The organism is Shewanella sp. Shew256, from assembly GCF_002196695.1.
Classification (GTDB): Bacteria; Pseudomonadota; Gammaproteobacteria; order Enterobacterales; family Shewanellaceae; genus Shewanella; species Shewanella mangrovisoli.
Window position 1 is genome coordinate 84,629 of record NZ_NAJR01000015.1, and the last position, 17,358, is coordinate 101,986.

The 17,358-nt window shown below is 47.5% G+C and carries 15 protein-coding genes; 11 read left to right on the plus strand and 4 right to left on the minus strand.

The window, feature by feature from the left end:
* Nucleotides 1–17 precede the first annotated feature (17 nt).
* The gene (locus B5P39_RS20640; RefSeq protein ID WP_086902476.1) at nucleotides 18–764 is read right to left on the minus strand and encodes a TorF family putative porin; all 747 of its coding nucleotides are present in this window, start codon (nucleotides 762–764) and stop codon (nucleotides 18–20) included.
* 843 nt (nucleotides 765–1,607) lie between these two features.
* Between B5P39_RS20640 and B5P39_RS20645 the strand changes: the two genes are divergently transcribed.
* The 4 genes from B5P39_RS20645 to B5P39_RS20660 all read left to right on the plus strand — a co-directional run bounded on the left by B5P39_RS20645 (nucleotide 1,608) and on the right by B5P39_RS20660 (nucleotide 6,654).
* Entirely contained in the window at nucleotides 1,608–2,756 is a 1,149-nt protein-coding gene (locus B5P39_RS20645) for an efflux RND transporter periplasmic adaptor subunit (RefSeq protein ID WP_088212809.1), read from the plus strand.
* 9 nt (nucleotides 2,757–2,765) lie between these two features.
* Nucleotides 2,766–5,900 carry an efflux RND transporter permease subunit gene (locus B5P39_RS20650; RefSeq protein ID WP_011718758.1) on the plus strand — a complete coding sequence of 1,045 codons (3,135 nt, stop codon included), beginning with the start codon at nucleotides 2,766–2,768 and terminating at the stop codon, nucleotides 5,898–5,900.
* A gap of 127 nt (nucleotides 5,901–6,027) precedes the next feature.
* Complete coding sequence (locus B5P39_RS20655; protein WP_088212810.1) at nucleotides 6,028–6,306, plus strand: hypothetical protein; 279 nt, start codon at nucleotides 6,028–6,030, stop codon at nucleotides 6,304–6,306.
* Between the two features lie 48 nt (nucleotides 6,307–6,354).
* The gene (locus tag B5P39_RS20660; protein ID WP_088212811.1) at nucleotides 6,355–6,654 is read left to right on the plus strand and encodes a hypothetical protein; all 300 of its coding nucleotides are present in this window, start codon (nucleotides 6,355–6,357) and stop codon (nucleotides 6,652–6,654) included.
* Between the two features lie 92 nt (nucleotides 6,655–6,746).
* On the opposite strand, the gene B5P39_RS20665 is transcribed toward B5P39_RS20660, so the two are convergent.
* The gene (locus tag B5P39_RS20665; protein WP_140418340.1) at nucleotides 6,747–8,354 is read right to left on the minus strand and encodes an AbgT family transporter; all 1,608 of its coding nucleotides are present in this window, start codon (nucleotides 8,352–8,354) and stop codon (nucleotides 6,747–6,749) included.
* Here B5P39_RS20665 and B5P39_RS24775 point away from each other — a divergent pair.
* The 4 genes from B5P39_RS24775 to B5P39_RS20680 all read left to right on the plus strand — a co-directional run bounded on the left by B5P39_RS24775 (nucleotide 8,338) and on the right by B5P39_RS20680 (nucleotide 11,184).
* The gene (locus B5P39_RS24775) at nucleotides 8,338–8,502 is read left to right on the plus strand and encodes a hypothetical protein (protein ID WP_176400017.1); all 165 of its coding nucleotides are present in this window, start codon (nucleotides 8,338–8,340) and stop codon (nucleotides 8,500–8,502) included. The genes B5P39_RS20665 and B5P39_RS24775 overlap by 17 nt on opposite strands.
* A 317-nt stretch (nucleotides 8,503–8,819) precedes the next feature.
* Nucleotides 8,820–9,386: a LemA family protein gene (locus tag B5P39_RS20670; protein WP_088212812.1), complete on the plus strand. Its 567-nt coding sequence runs from the start codon at nucleotides 8,820–8,822 to the stop codon at nucleotides 9,384–9,386.
* A gap of 50 nt (nucleotides 9,387–9,436) precedes the next feature.
* Complete coding sequence (locus B5P39_RS20675) at nucleotides 9,437–10,465, plus strand: DUF3137 domain-containing protein (protein ID WP_088212813.1); 1,029 nt, start codon at nucleotides 9,437–9,439, stop codon at nucleotides 10,463–10,465.
* Nucleotides 10,465–11,184, plus strand: a complete 720-nt coding sequence (locus B5P39_RS20680) for a lytic transglycosylase domain-containing protein (protein ID WP_088212814.1) — start codon at nucleotides 10,465–10,467, stop codon at nucleotides 11,182–11,184. The genes B5P39_RS20675 and B5P39_RS20680 overlap by 1 nt, the downstream gene beginning before the upstream one ends.
* Before the next feature lie 173 nt (nucleotides 11,185–11,357).
* On the opposite strand, the gene B5P39_RS20685 is transcribed toward B5P39_RS20680, so the two are convergent.
* Together B5P39_RS20685 and B5P39_RS20690 are read right to left on the minus strand one after the other, a co-directional pair.
* Nucleotides 11,358–12,203 (minus strand): 23S rRNA (adenine(2030)-N(6))-methyltransferase RlmJ, encoded by an 846-nt coding sequence (locus B5P39_RS20685; RefSeq protein ID WP_088212815.1) that lies wholly within the window; start codon nucleotides 12,201–12,203, stop codon nucleotides 11,358–11,360.
* Nucleotides 12,204–12,295: 92 nt separating this feature from the next.
* The gene (locus B5P39_RS20690) at nucleotides 12,296–14,560 is read right to left on the minus strand and encodes a GGDEF domain-containing phosphodiesterase (RefSeq protein WP_088212816.1); all 2,265 of its coding nucleotides are present in this window, start codon (nucleotides 14,558–14,560) and stop codon (nucleotides 12,296–12,298) included.
* 265 nt (nucleotides 14,561–14,825) lie between these two features.
* Here B5P39_RS20690 and B5P39_RS20695 point away from each other — a divergent pair, with 265 nt between their 5' ends.
* The 3 genes from B5P39_RS20695 to B5P39_RS20705 all read left to right on the plus strand — a co-directional run.
* Complete coding sequence (locus B5P39_RS20695) at nucleotides 14,826–15,575, plus strand: class I SAM-dependent methyltransferase (RefSeq protein ID WP_088212821.1); 750 nt, start codon at nucleotides 14,826–14,828, stop codon at nucleotides 15,573–15,575.
* A gap of 371 nt (nucleotides 15,576–15,946) precedes the next feature.
* Nucleotides 15,947–16,543 carry a tyrosine-type recombinase/integrase gene (locus B5P39_RS20700; RefSeq protein WP_088212817.1) on the plus strand — a complete coding sequence of 199 codons (597 nt, stop codon included), beginning with the start codon at nucleotides 15,947–15,949 and terminating at the stop codon, nucleotides 16,541–16,543.
* Between the two features lie 218 nt (nucleotides 16,544–16,761).
* Nucleotides 16,762–17,358, plus strand: a 597-nt coding sequence (locus tag B5P39_RS20705) for a hypothetical protein (protein ID WP_140418341.1), incomplete at its 3' end; no start/stop codon positions are given.

The following is a 17,358-nucleotide window of genomic DNA, read 5'->3' on the forward strand; positions in this document are numbered from 1 at the left end:
TAAGCAAAAAAACAGGATTAGAAACTTTTACTGATCCCAATGACGACTCTGTCATCGAAGATTTGAGTTTGAGTGCCATAGACCTTATGGTCACTGTCGACAGTACTGCCGTGGTAGCGCAGGTCGAAGTTGAGGCCGTAATAAGCTTTGCTCAAACCAATGTTCCAGTGGCCCCAACCTTCGGCGCCATCACCCGTGAGGTCTTGATAACCCACAGAGGCCGAGATTTTTACACCATTGTCAAAGCTATAGCTTGGGTGCAAGGCATAGTTAACCCCGTGCCAGCCATCGACACCAAACCAATCATCAACCGTTGGAGTGACTTCGAGTTGCAGATTTGCGCGGCCAAATTGTTTACCCACTTTTAACCATAACTCGGTGTAGTTAGAGTAGGACGCACCTGGGTAGAGGTATGAAAACAACATCACATCATAGGTAAAACCTGAGTCGCCAAATTCCCCCGCTTTACCAATAAAAGGTGCAGTAACGATTTCTAAGTTAGGGTCGGCGAATTTGATGTTGGAGCTAAATACACCCGCATACCAGCCTTGGTTGTGATTCCAGCTCAGTGTGCCTTGCACCACAGGAATATCGCCGTCTAAGGTTTCTGATTCTCCACGAAACACATAGTCAGATGCAAAGTTAAGGTTGCCGTTAATGGTGCCACCAAAGAGTTGATTATCTTCGGCGCCGTGGGAGCTTGCCGCCAAAGAAAGCAACGCCCCTGTCAGCAAAAATTTAGTACGAGTCTTCATAATCATCATCTCAAAGTATTGGGAATTGTTAGCGCACCTTTATCGTAAAAATAAGTTGTGAATAGCGCTGCAGCTTGGGATGAACCAATGACGAAAAGATATGAATGAATGTGAACAAGCGGCGAAATAACCGAGTTTGCCGGAGATGTGTTTGTGATCTAATTAATAAAAATACGTTTTTTGGGAAGCAGAGTTTCATTAAATGGGGTGTAAAAAGCCATTTCAGATTTGCCCTCAATTAAGCTTGGTCATAAAATGTCGCGTTCAAAGAGTTGAGTGTCACTCATTTCTGCTGATATGTAGATTCAAAGCGAATTTACATAAACCATACATCATTACCGTTACATCAATAGAATTAAGCATTCGAGTTTTGTAGCGTCTTGTTTGCATCACCATGAGTGAGAGAGCCATATTGCTCTCTGGCAGACAAGCCAAGCTAAACGACTGATGGTATATGCAAAAATGCTTATTTATTGGCGTAATGTAGTCGGATAAGTGTCATTTATATCGAATAGACTGTTATCAGGGTTCGCTTGATAGCAGCCTGTGGTGTCGAACAGGTTTGCAACATTTTCGATATAGAGTAGGCTGAATAAGTGTTTTGTATCGTACAACGCTAACAAGCTTATCCACTATTAACATATTTCTTAAATAGGATAACAATTCAATCAATAAGGTATTCGCGAAGGTGTGAATATTTTCATTAGTTTACACTTTAGTTTGTTTATCTTTCTTGTTCATCCTTATAGGGTATGCGATAAGTAACAGATTTGATTTTAGTTATAATTACGGCCGTCAGTTCACCTTTGAAAGCGTGAAAAAACGGTAGCGTTAATATTTAAAGGAGTTCTCATGCGGCAGACAATTAAACTTGCCTCAGTAATCAGCGTGGCGTTGTGGATGGCAGCTTGTAGCCCTCAAGAGGATAAGGCAGCTCAAGCAGGCGCTGGGCCGCAGAGTATGGAAGTTGGTGTAATCAACGTGGCGGCCCAGCCTCAGGTTATCCAAGTCGAATTACCCGGCCGCAGCAAGGCGTTCCTCGAAGCCGAAGTGCGTCCTCAAGTCAGCGGTATTGTTACCAAGCGTAGCTTTGTCGAAGGCGGTCATGTGAAGCAGGGCGAGTCCCTCTATCAAATCGATTCCGCGCCTTACAAGGCAGCACTGGTGAGCGCTAACGCCGATTTAGCCAGAGCGAATGCAAGTCTTGCTTCTGCTAAGGCCAAAGCGGCCCGTTATCAACAACTGGTTAAGACTAACGCTATCAGTAAGCAGGATTTCGATGAAGCCGAAGCGGCTTACAAAGAAGCGCTAGCAAGCGTGACAGTCGCTGAAGCGGCAATCAACACCGCCAAAATCAACCTCGAATACACCGAAGTGTTAGCGCCAATTTCTGGTCGTATTGGTAAATCGAGTGTGACTGCGGGTGCGCTGGTCACGGCAAACCAAAGCCAAACGCTGGCGACGATTCAACAGCTCGATCCTATCAATGTGGATATCGCCCAATCGAGTGCCCAATTGCTGCGCCTAAAAGCGAAATTACAGCAAGGCAAGCTGCAAGCGGCTGATAACGCTGACGTGCAGTTAGTGCTTGAAGACGGCACTGTTTATGGCCACAGCGGTAAGCTGCAATTTGCTGAGGTGAGTGTGGATGAAAACACGGGCTCAGTGATCCTGCGTGCAGAATTCCCTAACCCAGATGGTCTCTTACTGCCTGGCATGTATGTTCGCGCCGTGCTGAATACTGGTACCGATCCTCAAGCCATCTTAGTACCGCAAAAAGCCATTAGCCGTAACGCTAAAGGGCAAGCCGTGGCTATGGTGGTGAACGATCAAGGCGTAGTGGAAGCAAAAATTGTTACTACCGCTGAAGTTATCGACAATCAATGGCGTATTACTGCCGGTTTGGAAGCGGGCGATAAGTTGATTGTGGAAGGATTACAAAAGATCCGTCCAGGTGCACCAGTCACTCCCAAAGTTATTTCTGAAACCCAAGCACAATAGGGCATAGCTATGGCACGTTTTTTTATTGATCGCCCCATCTTTGCGTGGGTGATCGCCTTAATCATTATGTTGGCGGGGGTTCTGTCGATCCGATCCCTGCCAGTCTCGCAGTACCCCAGTATTGCGCCACCGACAGTGGTGATCAGTGCGAACTACCCAGGTGCATCGGCCAAAATCGTTGAAGACTCAGTGACTCAGGTGATTGAGCAACGTATGAAGGGTATCGACCACCTACGTTATATCGCATCGACCAGTGATAGCTTTGGTAACGCGTCTATTACTTTGACCTTTAACGCGGAAGCCGATCCGGATATCGCGCAGGTTCAGGTACAGAACAAGTTACAGGGCGCTATGACTCTGTTACCACAAGAGGTGCAATCTCAAGGGGTTAACGTTAACAAGTCAAGCTCAGGCTTCCTGATGGTACTGGGCTTCGTCTCGACCGACGGTTCTTTAGATAAGGGTGACATCGCCGACTATGTGGGCGCGAACATCCAAGATCCGATGAGCCGTGTACCGGGCGTGGGCGAAATTCAGATTTTCGGTGCCCAATACGCGATGCGTATATGGTTAGATCCACTGAAGCTGACCCAATACAATCTCACCAGCTTAGATGTGGTGAGCGCTATCCGTGCGCAAAACGCGCAGGTATCTGCGGGTCAACTCGGTGGTACACCATCACTGCCGGGACAAGAGTTAAACGCGACAGTATCGGCACAGAGCCGTCTGCAAACGCCAGAACAATTCCGCAAGATCATCATCAAATCCGATACTTCGGGTGCGAACGTGTTCTTGGGTGATGTGGCGCGTGTTGAGCTAGGTTCTGAAAGCTATGCGGTAGAGTCTCTGTATAACGGCAAACCCGCTTCTGGTATTGCGATTAAGTTGGCTACTGGTGCTAACGCCTTAGACACGGCAGAAGCCGTTCGCGCTAAAGTTGAAGAGTTACGTCCCTTCTTCCCTGCTGGGCTAGATGTGGTTTACCCCTACGATACAACGCCATTCGTTGAGAAATCGATTGAAGGCGTGGTACACACTCTGCTCGAAGCTATCGTACTGGTGTTCGTCATCATGTACCTCTTCCTGCAAAACTTCCGTGCGACGCTGATTCCAACCATCGCAGTACCTGTCGTATTGCTGGGTACCTTTGCGATTCTGTCGGCAACGGGCTTCTCCATCAACACCCTCACCATGTTCGCTATGGTGCTGGCAATTGGTCTGCTCGTGGACGACGCGATTGTGGTGGTGGAAAACGTTGAGCGGGTAATGGCCGAAGAGGGCTTAAGCCCACTCGAGGCGACCCGTAAGTCGATGGATCAAATTACTGGTGCGTTAGTCGGTATCGGTCTGACCTTGTCTGCGGTATTCGTACCTATGGCGTTTATGTCGGGTTCAACCGGGGTAATTTACCGTCAGTTCTCGATCACTATCGTGTCTGCGATGGCGCTGTCTGTGCTGGTGGCCTTGATTTTAACGCCTGCACTCTGTGCGACCATGTTAAAACCTTTGAAGAAGGGCCATGGCCATATCGAAACCGGTTTCTTCGGCTGGTTTAACCGTGGCTTCGATCGCTTAACGAATCGTTACGAATCGAGTGTGGCTGGCATTATAAAACGTAGCTTCAGAGTCATGATGATTTACGCTGCATTAGTTGTGGCTGTGGGCTGGATCTTCATGCGCATGCCAACGGCATTCTTACCCGACGAAGACCAAGGTATCTTGTTCACGCAGGCGATTTTGCCAACCAACTCAACCCAAGAAAGTACGCTTAAAGTGTTGGAGAAAGTCTCTGATCACTATCTGGCAGAGGAGGGCGTGAGATCGGTGTTCAGCGTGGCGGGCTTCAGTTTCGCGGGTCAAGGCCAGAACATGGGTATTGCCTTCGTTGGCTTGAAGGATTGGTCAGAGCGTGAAGCGCCAGGTATGGATGTGCAATCCATTGCGGGCCGCGCGATGGGCGTATTCAGCCAAATGAAAGAAGCCTTCGTATTCGCCTTCGTACCGCCTGCGGTAATCGAGCTGGGTACGGCTAACGGTTTCGACATGTACCTGCAAGATAAGAATGGCCAAGGGCACGACAAGTTAGTCGCTGCGCGTAACCAATTGTTGGGTATGGCGGCACAGAATCCAAATCTCGTGGGCGTTCGTCCAAACGGTCAGGAAGATGCGCCAATCTATCAGTTGCATATCGACCATGCCAAACTGAGTGCCTTAGGCATTGAGATTGCGAACGTGAACAGTGTACTCGCAACCGCATGGGGTGGCTCTTATGTAAACGACTTTATCGACCGTGGTCGTGTGAAGAAGGTTTACGTACAGGGTGATGCGCAATACCGTATGCAACCTGAAGACTTAGACACTTGGTACGTGCGTAACAACAAGGGCGACATGGTGCCATTCTCGGCCTTCGCAACGGGCGCATGGGAATATGGTTCACCTCGTCTAGAACGCTTCAACGGTTTACCTGCCATGAACATTCAAGGCGCAACGGCTCCTGGTTTCAGTACCGGTGCGGCGATGAATATCATGGAAGACATGGTGAAGCAGTTACCACCTGGCTTTGGTATCGAGTGGAACGGCTTATCCTATGAGGAACGTTTATCCGGTAACCAAGCGCCAGCACTGTATGCTCTGTCGATTTTGGTCGTATTCCTCGTACTGGCAGCCCTGTATGAGAGCTGGTCTGTACCGTTCGCAGTAATCCTAGTGGTTCCGCTCGGTATTATCGGTGCCCTGCTGGCGATGAATGGTCGTGGCTTGCCAAACGACGTGTTCTTCCAGGTGGGTCTGTTGACGACGGTCGGTTTGGCGACGAAGAACGCCATCTTGATTGTGGAATTCGCCAAAGAATTCTATGAGAAAGGTGCGGGTCTTATCGAGGCGACCTTACATGCGGTCCGCGTGCGTTTGCGTCCAATTCTGATGACGTCACTCGCCTTCGGTCTGGGTGTTGTACCGTTAGCGATTAGTACGGGTGTAGGTTCTGGTAGCCAGAACGCCATCGGTACCGGGGTACTCGGCGGTATGATGAGTTCGACCTTCCTAGGTATCTTCTTCGTGCCGTTGTTCTTCGTGATCGTGGAACGCATCTTTAGTAAGCGCGAGAAGAAAGGTAAAGAAGAAAAGCCGACCTCGGCGGAGTAATCTAACCTAACATTATTAAAGCCCTGCACATGCAGGGCTTTTTGTTAGCGTATCGTTACTACGATGGATAGCCAGCATTAGCCAATTCGGGCATATTGATGGAATCATAAAGGATGGGGAGCTTGGTATGTCGGCACAGGAACTGGCTGCATTGGATAAAGCCATAGCTAAGGGAAAGTGGTTTTTTATCCTAGTGGTTGGTGTGTTGTTTTGGGGTTGTATGACTTCAGTCGTGGTCGCCGCGATTCATTATTTCACCTCAGATACATCCTTTTGGGGTGAATTAGCTCGGGCACTCTGTATTTATCCAGCGGCAGGTCTTTTATTTGGTTGGTTTGCTTGGGTGCGGCTACAACGTAAAAGAGATAGACTGCGCGCCGAATATTATCAGCCGCATAATGAGTAACAGTGCGTTGGCTTTAGGAGCAAAGTGGTGTCATCGGTGAGAGGTTTTATGACTAAGCAGCTTATCATGGCCGTCGTTTGCCATTGTATCGCCGTGGGCACGGTCGCCTATGGCGCCTATGAGTTTTATCTTGAGCAGCTGGCCGTTCCTGAGCTGACTCGCCTCTTTGCCGTCGCAGTATTTTTTATTGGCATGGGGCTCGACCCTAATATGTTTTTTACTCCTCTCAACCAAGTGATGAGTCAGGCGGAGGATAAATCGCCTAAGGCAAAATTACAGACTGTGGTGTTTAATCTGGGGGTTTTCTTGCTGATCTGTAGTTTTTTAATGGAATGGTTATACGACTGAGGCCGTTAATCCACCCAAGAATTCAAACATCAAAAAGGGCGTCGAGCTTAGCTTCGACGCCCTTTTGGTTAGGGATGGAGGTAAACCTCGGCTTAAGGTGTGTAGTAAGTAGCTGCGCCTGGCCCCACTGGCAGACCAAAGCCAAACACCCACAGGAAGAAGAACGCCGTCCAGCCAACTAAGAACACTAAGGTGTACGGCAGCATAGTGGCGATAAGCGTGCCTATGCCAAGGTTTTTCTGGTAACGGCAAGCCACGGCCAAAATCAGTCCAAAATAACTCATCATAGGCGTGACTAAGTTAGTCACTGAGTCGCCAATACGGTAGGCCGCTTGAATGGTTTCAGGCGCATAGCCGACTAACATCAGCATGGGCACAAAAATCGGTGCGGTAATGGCCCACTGGGCCGAGGCGCTACCCAGCATCAAGTTGATAAAGCCACAGATCATAATAAAAAACAGGAACAGGATTGGCCCAGTTAAGCCAATGGATTGCAGGGCATCGGCACCCAGCACGGCTAACACGGCGCCCAGATTACTCCAGTTAAAGAAGGCCACAAATTGCGCTGCAAAGAATACCAGTACGATATACAGCCCCATAGTGCTCATACTGTGCGACATGGCATTGATAACGTCTTTATCGTTTTTAATGCTGCCAACGACCTTGCCGTAGACAAAACCTGGGATCGCAAAACAGATAAAGATAAAGGCGACTATGCCTTTGAGGAAGGGGGAACCCGAGACCAGACCGGTTTTAGGATCGCGCAGTGGCGCACCCTCTGGCACGACTGACAGCGCAAGGATTACCGCTAGCAACAGCATAGATAATCCCGCCCACTTGAGGCCGCGTTTTTCCAGCTCGGTGATATTGCCCATGGATTGGTGCACGGTTTCATCGGCATCATCACCTTGATATTTGCCCAGTTTCGGCTCGACAATTTTCTCGGTCACAAAGGCACCGAGGAAAGTGATCACAAAGGTCGAGACAAACATAAAGTACCAGTTAACCTCGGGGCCAACGTTGTAATCGGGATCGATCATCCGCGCCGCCGCCTCAGTGATACCCGATAACAGCGGATCGACAGTACCGAGCAATAGGTTAGCGCTGTATCCCCCTGATACCCCAGCAAATGCTGCTGCCAAGCCTGCCAGTGGATGGCGACCTAAGGAGTGGAAGATCATCGCCGCCATGGGAATTAATACTACATATCCAAGCTCAGCCGCGGTATTCGACATAATGCCGGCAAATACGATAGTTAACGTTACCAAACGCTTCGACGCGCCCATAACGAGTGCCCGCATCGCCGCGGATAACAATCCAGAACGCTCGGCGATACCCACACCCAGCAGGGCGACCAGCACAGTGCCTAAGGGCGTAAAGCCAGTGAAGTTAGTGACTAAGTTGGACACTATCATCCGCAAGCCTTCGGCATTCATCAGGCTAACTACATGGATAAGTCCATCGGCGCCTCGGCCGTGGGCGCCTTCGGGGCGCGGATCGGTCACCGTTAATCCAAAGTAGCCCGCAATGCCTGATACCAATATCACGGCGACACAGAACAGGGCGAACAAGGTAATCGGATGGGGAAGTAAGTTCCCTAAGCGTTCGACAATATTAAGAAAACGGACAAACCAGCCGCGAGAACTCATGTCGTCGGCCTGTGGTGAATTGACGGGAATATCGTTGGATTTCGAACTCATTCTCTTGCCTCTGTCGACCTTTGCTAGCGCATTCTTTACCCGGGAGCAGAATCGATGCGGCGTACTTGGCAGAGCTATGTCTGGCCCAAGTGGTTGGATTAACGCTAAGGTGAAAGTTAAAAAATTGGCCGAAAAGTATGATGGTTAAGCTTTAATTGAAACTTAAATGTTGCAACTGCGGATGAGCTGCGGATTTTGGGAGAATTAGGGATAAAAAAATGGACCCACTAGGAGTCCAGTATTCACGAGCAAAAAGGTTGCTCTTAACGTTGTGCAAATACAGTATAGTGCATTTTTTCTGTATCCAAGCTGAATAATCACTATTCACGATTTATTGTTTAATGCTCTGACCAGAGTCGGTAAAGCTAATATTTCATTGCGTTAGCTAACGCTTTAGATGAAATTCTTAGCCAGTTATGGTTAGCTGTACCTGTTAAGAGTAAGAATAAACCCTAAGGATGGAAGATGGACAAACTGTTATTAGGATTAGCGCTGATTTTTATCGTCACCTATCTTTGGTACGTCAGTCTAGTCAAAAAGCGCAATACCGCCCTTGAAGCCCTGTCAGGAATCGATGTGCAGTTAGCCAAGCGTGCCGATCTTGTACCCAATATCCTCAAAATCGCTAAGCGATTTATGGATCATGAAAAGTCATTACTCACTGAAATCACCGAGCTGCGCACCCAATTAACCCGTAATTACAACAAGACAGATCCCAATGCGGTTAAAGAGCATATCGCGCAAGCCGAGAAGCTTAACGATAAAATGGGGGCCTTGATGGTAAGCGTTGAAAGCTACCCTGAGCTCAAGTCGGACAATACTATGCTCGAGGCGATGCAAACCTATAACGAGGTCGAAGCCCATATCTCTGCTGCCCGCCGTTTCTATAATTCGGCGGTATCTGAGTTAAATACCGCCGTTGAGATTTTCCCCGGGTCGATTATTGCATCGATGGCAAACATTAAGGTGATGCCATTCTACGAGGTGCATGAAGCCTCTAAAGCGCCGATAGACGCGGCGGATTATTTGTAATCCTTCAATATTTGTGGAGCCAAGATTGGCTCCACATACATATGAACTCAATGAATATATTCAGCTTTATCTTAGGCCGCCCCATCAAGGCTCAGCGGCAGGCGGTAACCTTGTTGGCAGAACCTTCGGATAAGGCGTCACTTCAGCATTATTACGATACACACCTTGCACCGCTCGCCGCTCGCTATGAAACCAAGCGCGTCAACAGCCTTAAGGCAACACGCAAACGCCTATCTCTGGGTTTGGTGATAGTCGCGGGTCTCGCGCTGTTAGCGCTATTGGGGCATAGCCGTGGGATCATGCTGTTTCCATTACCTTTAATTGGATTGTTGGTATTAGGTTTTTGGAGTTTTGAGCCGACTAGGCAGTTTACCCGTCAGGTGCAGCGAGATATTTATCCCATCATGTTTAAGTATTTTGGTGAGGATTTTATTTATAACCGCGAGATACGCCTCGATATGAATCGCCTCACCGCGGCTAAAGTGCTGCCAGATTACGATAAGGCGAGTTTTGGTGATTATATCCAAGGCCAATACAAGGGTGTTGATTTGGTTGTTAATGAGTTAACCCTGACCAAAGATGTGCGAGTTGATGAGTGGCACGGCAATAAACGCAGAACCGTGACCCGCACTGAGACCCCCTTTCGCGGTACTGTTGTTGAGCTAAGTAGTCATAAGCGTTTTGTTGGCCATACCGTGGTTTTAAAGGATCGCGGCGGGCTGGCAAACTTCTTATCCGATAGCCATTCAGGGTTGCAAAGGGTGAAGCTTGAAGATCCCCTGTTCGAAAAAGAATTCGATGTGTTTTCAACGGATCAAATTGAAGCTCGATATTTGCTCAATACCGCCTTTATGGAACGTTTGCAGCAACTGGCGAGGTATTTCGATGATGATATCCAATGCGCCTTCTTTCGCAACCGTTTGCTTTTGTTCTTGCCCAATCGTCGCAGCCGTTTCCAAAATCGCTCCATCTTCGACAGCGCTAATTTTTCAGCAGAGTTTAGTCAGTTAAACCGTGAGATGAAGCAACTCTTTGCTATTATTGAAGTACTTAAACTCAACGAACATACGGGACTTTGATGCCAGCAACGCACTCTTCACCACTTTGCCTTAAGTCGATAGCCATAGCTAGCCTTAGTTTGTGCTTGGCTTGGGGAAGTGTTGCGGCCGCGTTTGCCGAAGAAGCCAAGCCTAAGCCGCGCATTGTGGCCCGTTATTCTGAAAGCGGTATTGTGAGCAATGTAGGGCAGGAGAAAGTCAAAGTTTATCAATATCAACAGGCCAATGGCGTCACGGCTTTTACCGATAAAGCGCCGACCACCAATGAGTATCAAATCCTGCTCTATGACTGCTTTGCCTGTCGCCCCGATTCCAAAATTGACTGGAATGGCATTCAGTTGTTTACCCGCAATTACGATAGTTTGATCAGTCGTGCGGCCCATAAACATCAATTAGACCCTGCACTTATCCGCGCCGTTATCCATGCCGAATCGGCCTTTAATGCCAGAGCCTTGTCGCGTACTGGCGCAATGGGGTTGATGCAATTAATGCCCGAAACCGCCAAAGAGATGGGTGTGACCAATGCCTTTTTGCCGGAGGAGAATATTCTCGGCGGCAGTAAGTATTTGGCGCAAATGCTAAAACAGTTTAATGGTGATATTGCATTGGCCTGCGCGGCTTACAATGCTGGGCCAACCACTGTGACTCAATACAACGGTATTCCTCCCTATCCAGAAACCCAAGCCTATGTTGAGCGGGTGCAAATTCTGCTAAAGCGTTATCGAAGCGCCAAAGTCTAGCGGCACTGCCACTCTCTATTTAACCTGAACTCGGTAAGGAGTGTCGAAAAGATGCCTATTTAGTGTCTCTACTTATCCCGAGCTTAGGTTATTTCATGCTGACAAAACAAAAGCAGCGGACCTAGGAGGTGACGCTGCTCTGCTGCATACGGTGATGACGCAATAGGATTTGCTTATTCGCCGACTTCCCATTTGACGATGACATTGCCATCCGCTTGGCCTAAGTTTTTGCCAAGATAGTCGAGCATGTCGGTCGCGATTTCATCCAGTTGCCAAGGTGGGTTAATCACCCATAGTCCTGCGGCTGTCATGCCAAATTCATTGGAATCAGGTTTGATTGCCTGCTCGATACGCAGCTGGCGCTTAATGCCGCTGCCAGCTAAGCGGGAAAGCATTTCTTCCGTCTGCGCGCGGTTGACAACAGGATACCAGAGCATAAATACGCCCGTGGCAAAGCGTTTGTGCGCCTTGATTAAGGTCTCTGCAACCGTTTGATAGTCGGTCTTAATCTCATAACTGGGGTCGACAAGCACCAGTGCACGGCGCTCAAGTGGCGGTACCGCAGCAATTAATCCTTTTAGGCCGTCGCCCTTGATGACTTTTACCTGCTTATCCTGCTCGAAATACTCATCCAGCAGCAGATGATCGGTACCATGCAGCTCGTGCAGCAGCATACGATCCTTCGGCCCCAGCTCCATATCGATAATGGCGGGGGAGCCTGGGTAGAAGTTGAGATCTTCTGGATTATCTTCGTTAAAGTGGCGCACCGCATCCACATAATCCTGTAGGGATTTTGGCAGATCGGTTTTATCCCAGAGCTTAGCTACGCCTTCGAGGTATTCACCCGTTTTCTGAGCAAACTCATCCGTTAACGCATAACCACCCGCACCCGCATGGGTATCGATATAGACTAAAGGTTTGTCTTTCTTATGCATTAACTGCAAGGTTTGCAGCAAGATAGCGTGTTTCAGCACATCGGCATAATTGCCGGCGTGATAACCGTGGCGGTAACTTAACATGGGGGATCCTAGTTATTTGCAAACAAAGCAAAGGGAGGCAAATGCGTGTTGCTAATTATACCTAGGATGCCCTAATGCGTAAAACGAATGCCTTAGTTGGCACTTTTCTTATGGTTTAGCCAGTGGGAGGGCGTTTGCATCTGATAGGTTTTCAGCCACAGCGCTGCGGGCGCAGGCTTACCAAATAAGTAACCTTGAAACTGTTCACATCCAAGCGTTGTCAGCTGTAACAGCTGGGTTTCTGTTTCTATCCCTTCGGCAATCACATTGAGTTTTAAACTCTTCGCTAACAAAATCGCCGCGTTGACAATCTGCGTGTGGCGCTCGCTAATGCCGAGTTGGCTGACAAAATAGCGATCGATTTTAATCGTATCGGCACTGATATCGATCAGCTGGCTCAATGAGGCATGGCCAGTCCCAAAATCATCGATGGCAATCGAAACGCCCATTTTTGCGAGGGTATTTAAACGTTTACCCGTTTCTTTGTGTGTCGAAAAAACTGAGGTTTCGGTGATTTCAATTTCTAAGATTGGGATCAGTTCGGGATGGTTAATGTACGTCTGGATCAGCACTTTGAAGAAACGATCCGACAGAATATCTTGCCCCGACAGGTTAAAAGCGATTTTAGTCATAGGGACATTTTTTGGCCAAGCGCGGATCAATTGGAGTAATTGCCTAAACACTTTAATGGCGAAAATCGCCTGCAACTGCGATGACTCTATGATCGGAATAAAGGTGCTTGGCATAATCATGCTGCCGTCTTTGTCGAACATTCTGGCGAGCGCTTCGAAGCTGACAATATGGCCATCGGCTAACACTTTGGGTTGCAGCCACATTTCCAGTCGGTTGTGTTTCAGTGCGTCGCGGATTTTGCTTTCTTTCGAGGAGGCTTCAAGTAAATTGTTAATCAAACCAACGTAATACACCATAACCGGGTTAGCTTGGGTGGTTTGTTTAATGGCAATCAAGCATTGCTCTGCGGCTTGCTGTGGCGCGGATTTATGGCCAGAACTGCAGCCAACGCGGCACTCTAAATGGTAGTCAATCTGTTGTTCTTGCTTAAGTTTTAAACTTGTTGGAATGCGAAGACGTAATTGCGGTGCGAGCGTCTCTGGCGAGATGAGTGGCAGTTCGGTAAATTCCAGGGCAAAGGATGCTCCTCTAAAGCGATATATTTTTGCTTGATGGCCGAAGCGCTCTTTAAGCTCTAAGGCAAAGGCTTTTAGGATAGCGTCCCCGACACTTATTCCAAAAGCAGCGTTGATTTGGCTCAGATTATCAATCTTAACCAAAGCTACCGTCATTTCTTGGTGGGCCGCACTTGGCGTCGGGTTATACCAGTGGTTCTCGTTGGGTAAGCCCGTGACTAAATCATAAAAATGGGTACTGATATGGTGTTTTTTGAGCCGATTAACTTCGAGCTCGTGGTTGGCCTGTGCCGTGATATCGTGGCAGTGAAATAGCAGAGTATCGTGGTGCTCTAATGACGCTTTTTGCAGGAGATATCGGCTGCTGTCATTATTTTTTAAGCGGGTCTGAAATGATGCTGCAAGTAAATTAACGCTAGTGTCTTCGCTCAGTTCAAAAATATCACAGAGACGGGTACAGTTGAGTTGGACATTCGCGGCGATATCTTTGGCAGCATTGTTTAGATTGAGGATCGTGCCCTCTTCATTGCAGAAGAAAGACGCTGTGCCATTGTTGTCAAATATTTCAGCATATTGGTCTAGGGTGCGTTGCAGTGCTTTTTGATGCCTAATCATCTGCTGTGCATGGATTTTTTGAGTTTTTAACAACCGCATTGCCGATAAGGGGATGCAGATATTAAAAAACATAAACAGCAGCCCGTTGAGATAGGCGTGGGTCGCGGGCAGGCTAATATCTACATCGACAATGGGCGGAAGGTTTTGGTTACGCAGCAACAATAAAAAAGGCAACACATTGAAGCACATCATCCAGCAGGCGACTTTTCTGCCAAACAAAAAGAGTGCCATTAAAGGCAGCGTGTACAGAAAAGTAATACCCGCCTGCGACAAATTGAAATTTGGCACAAACAATAAGATAGACAAACAGGCTGCAACCACCATTACCAGCAAGCTGATAGAACTCGCCAGTAAATATTTGCGCGTAAACCATAAGGCAAGAAATAGCACAGTTAAAAAACTGACCGTAATGCCAATAATAAAACTGAGGTTTAGCTGATAGGCGATCAACGAACTATGCAGCACTATGCTGGTGGTAAGAACGGCACCACTCAGCAAAATAATTCGCAATAAACTGGTTTTTAATATGGTTCTATCGGGGTTTAAAAAATCTTGCTCCCTGATAAACAAAAAACCTTTCAGCCAGTTAAGCAAAGATTGTCCTTATTCCATACGGAAGTCGCTAAGGTTGACTGGGGATAAGACATATAACATAAATCGCTTAATTGTTACACAAATAGATTATAACCTCTATAAATCAGTAGATTACAATGTGATTCATGTTTGAGCTTATGTCGGATGAGTTAGACAAATTGACCAATAAGCAGAAACTCGCAAATAGGGGGATTTGCTTGCATGTTCATCAAGGCGGTTCTTTGGCATAATGGCCGCAATTTCTCCCCGTTAAACAGTGATCCCTTTGCCTATTCCAGTCTTTTTTAATCAGCAATTTCCAACTCTTGTGGACATTTGTGCCCGTTGGCAACTGGTTTTTGATGCCGATGCGCCGTTTGAATTGCGTTTTGAATCAGACACCTTGACGCTACATAAGCGCGATGAGCCTAAGCTCGATGGCATAGTCGTTGATTTTGTCACTGGCGCGGTTGCCCATAGGCGCAAGTTTGGTGGCGGTCGTGGGCAGTCGATTGCTAAGGCTGTCGGGTTAAAGCAGGGAGTTACGCCAAAAGTGGTCGATGGTACAGCGGGCCTCGGCCGCGATGCCTTTGTGCTGGCAAGTTTAGGCTGCACTGTGACTATGGTAGAGCGCCATCCTGTGGTGGCCGCATTATTAGAAGACGGCTTGCGCCGTGCCTATCAAGATGCCGAAATCGGCGACTGGATGCGTGAACGTATGCGGCTTTTCCATGGTTCTAGCCTCGAAGCACTCGCCAAATTGGAGCAAGAGGTTGATGTGGTCTACCTCGACCCTATGTATCCCCACCGCGACAAATCAGCCTTAGTCAAAAAAGAAATGCGAGTCTTTCAAACCTTAGTCGGTGCGGATCTCGACGCCGATGGCTTGCTCGCCCCCGCCATGGCTCTAGCCAGTAAGCGTGTAGTGGTGAAGCGCCCCGATTATGCCGAAGACCTCGCCGGCGTTAAGCCCAGCATGGTTATAGAGACCAAGAAAAACCGCTTCGATGTCTATGTGAAATCGGCAATGAAGTAGGCTATAAGCTGAGTATTAAATCGATATAGCTGTCGCTGAACCCATAGATTGACAAATTTAAAGCATATTTTGACATAAAATGGGGTTCTGTAATTTACAAATAAAACACAACACCAATTAAATTAATGAGTTACATTGGTGCTGAAGTGTTGTCTGACAAATCCATAAAAATAGAAGCAGTAATGCTTCTATTCAACCTCTTACTTCCAAAGTCTCTAACAAAGAAATGCCCCAAAGCAATTTAGCACTCCATGTTTAGACACCGCTTTAATTTTATTTATCCATGAGATTTTATAATCCATACGTGTTCAACTATGAGCACTATTTCCTAAAATTTAAGTGTCTATTCATCACAACCAGAGGAGGTTTGTATGGACGCTTGGAATAAAGGTCATCCCATGGGCCAAAAACGACCTTTTAAATTGGAAGAGATTTGGCGCATTCGTACTCGTTTGGAGTTAGAGCGTAATATTGCTGAGTTAGCGTTACTTAATCTGGCGATTGATTCAAAATTACGCGCTTGTGACTTACTGCATTTGAAAGTTCAAGACATTACCTCAGCAGGCGTCATCAATCCGCGCGTGCGATTAACACAGCGTAAAACCCACCGTGAAGTACAGTTTGAAATTACGCCACCAACCCAACATTGTTTGACCTCTTGGTTGCTCGAAAAGCGACTCATCGCAGAGGACTACTTATTTCCGAGCCCAAGGTGTGCTCATCAGCCGATGAGTTACAGCTATTACCGCGCGATAGTCAAAAACTGGGCGCGTCAGTTAGGCCAAAATAGCGAATTATACGGCACGCATTCACTGCGCCGAACCAAAGCCACATTGATTTACCGTAGAACGAAAGATATTCGAGCCATTCAAATATTACTTGGCCATGTCAAGTTAGATAACACCGTCCGCTACTTAGGTGTTGAGATTGAAGATGCACTGCGCATATCGGAATCCATAGAGGTATAAATGGGTAAAGGCAGTGGTCGGCTTAAGCACCATTGCCTTGGTCTAATCACATGTAGCACCGTCCCCAAAAAACATCCCCAATTTACCGAAGTCAGCCCCATTGGAAGATGGATTCGCAAACACTTAAGTTAGTTGTTTGCTTTTAACGTGTTGCAACCATGTATTTGTTTTTGTATTTTGATTTGACAAGAATGGAAACTTAAACTAAAGGGAATGCCATGTTGCCGCTATGGACACAGCGCCGTAACTCATCTTTTGCCGCTTTTATATTGTTGTTTGGGCTTGCAGTGTGGGCTCCGAGTGAGGCGGCGCTGACAAAACCTGATGTTGAAATTGATCCTGTATTACCAAGTATTCCTTTACCAGTAGAAATACCTTCTCTTTCCGGTAGTCGCTTTTCGTCAAATGTCGAGTTGCGCTGGAGTAATGATTGCTCTGTCACTGCCGTTAATATTCAAGAATCCATCAATAATCAGTCTTGGACAACAATCTATACGGGATTAGGTCAAGCGGATAATACCGCTGCCTATGCTGCGTTTGCTGTTGGTGGGGATGTTTGCAGCGGTGATTGGTCAAGCAAACGATTATTGCAACTCCCTAATAAGACCCTCCCTGGCTATTACTACCGCATCAATGCCTGCAAAGGTTCATTGTGCAGCGCTTATAGCCCTTCTATTCTAGTTGGCAGCCCTTCTATACCAACAACACCATCGGCCCCGACATCAATATCTGTTCCAGCAACTAACGCAACAGGTGCCTTCAATGTGACTTGGTCTAGCGTCAGTGGCGCTACACGTTATGAATTACAGCAGCGC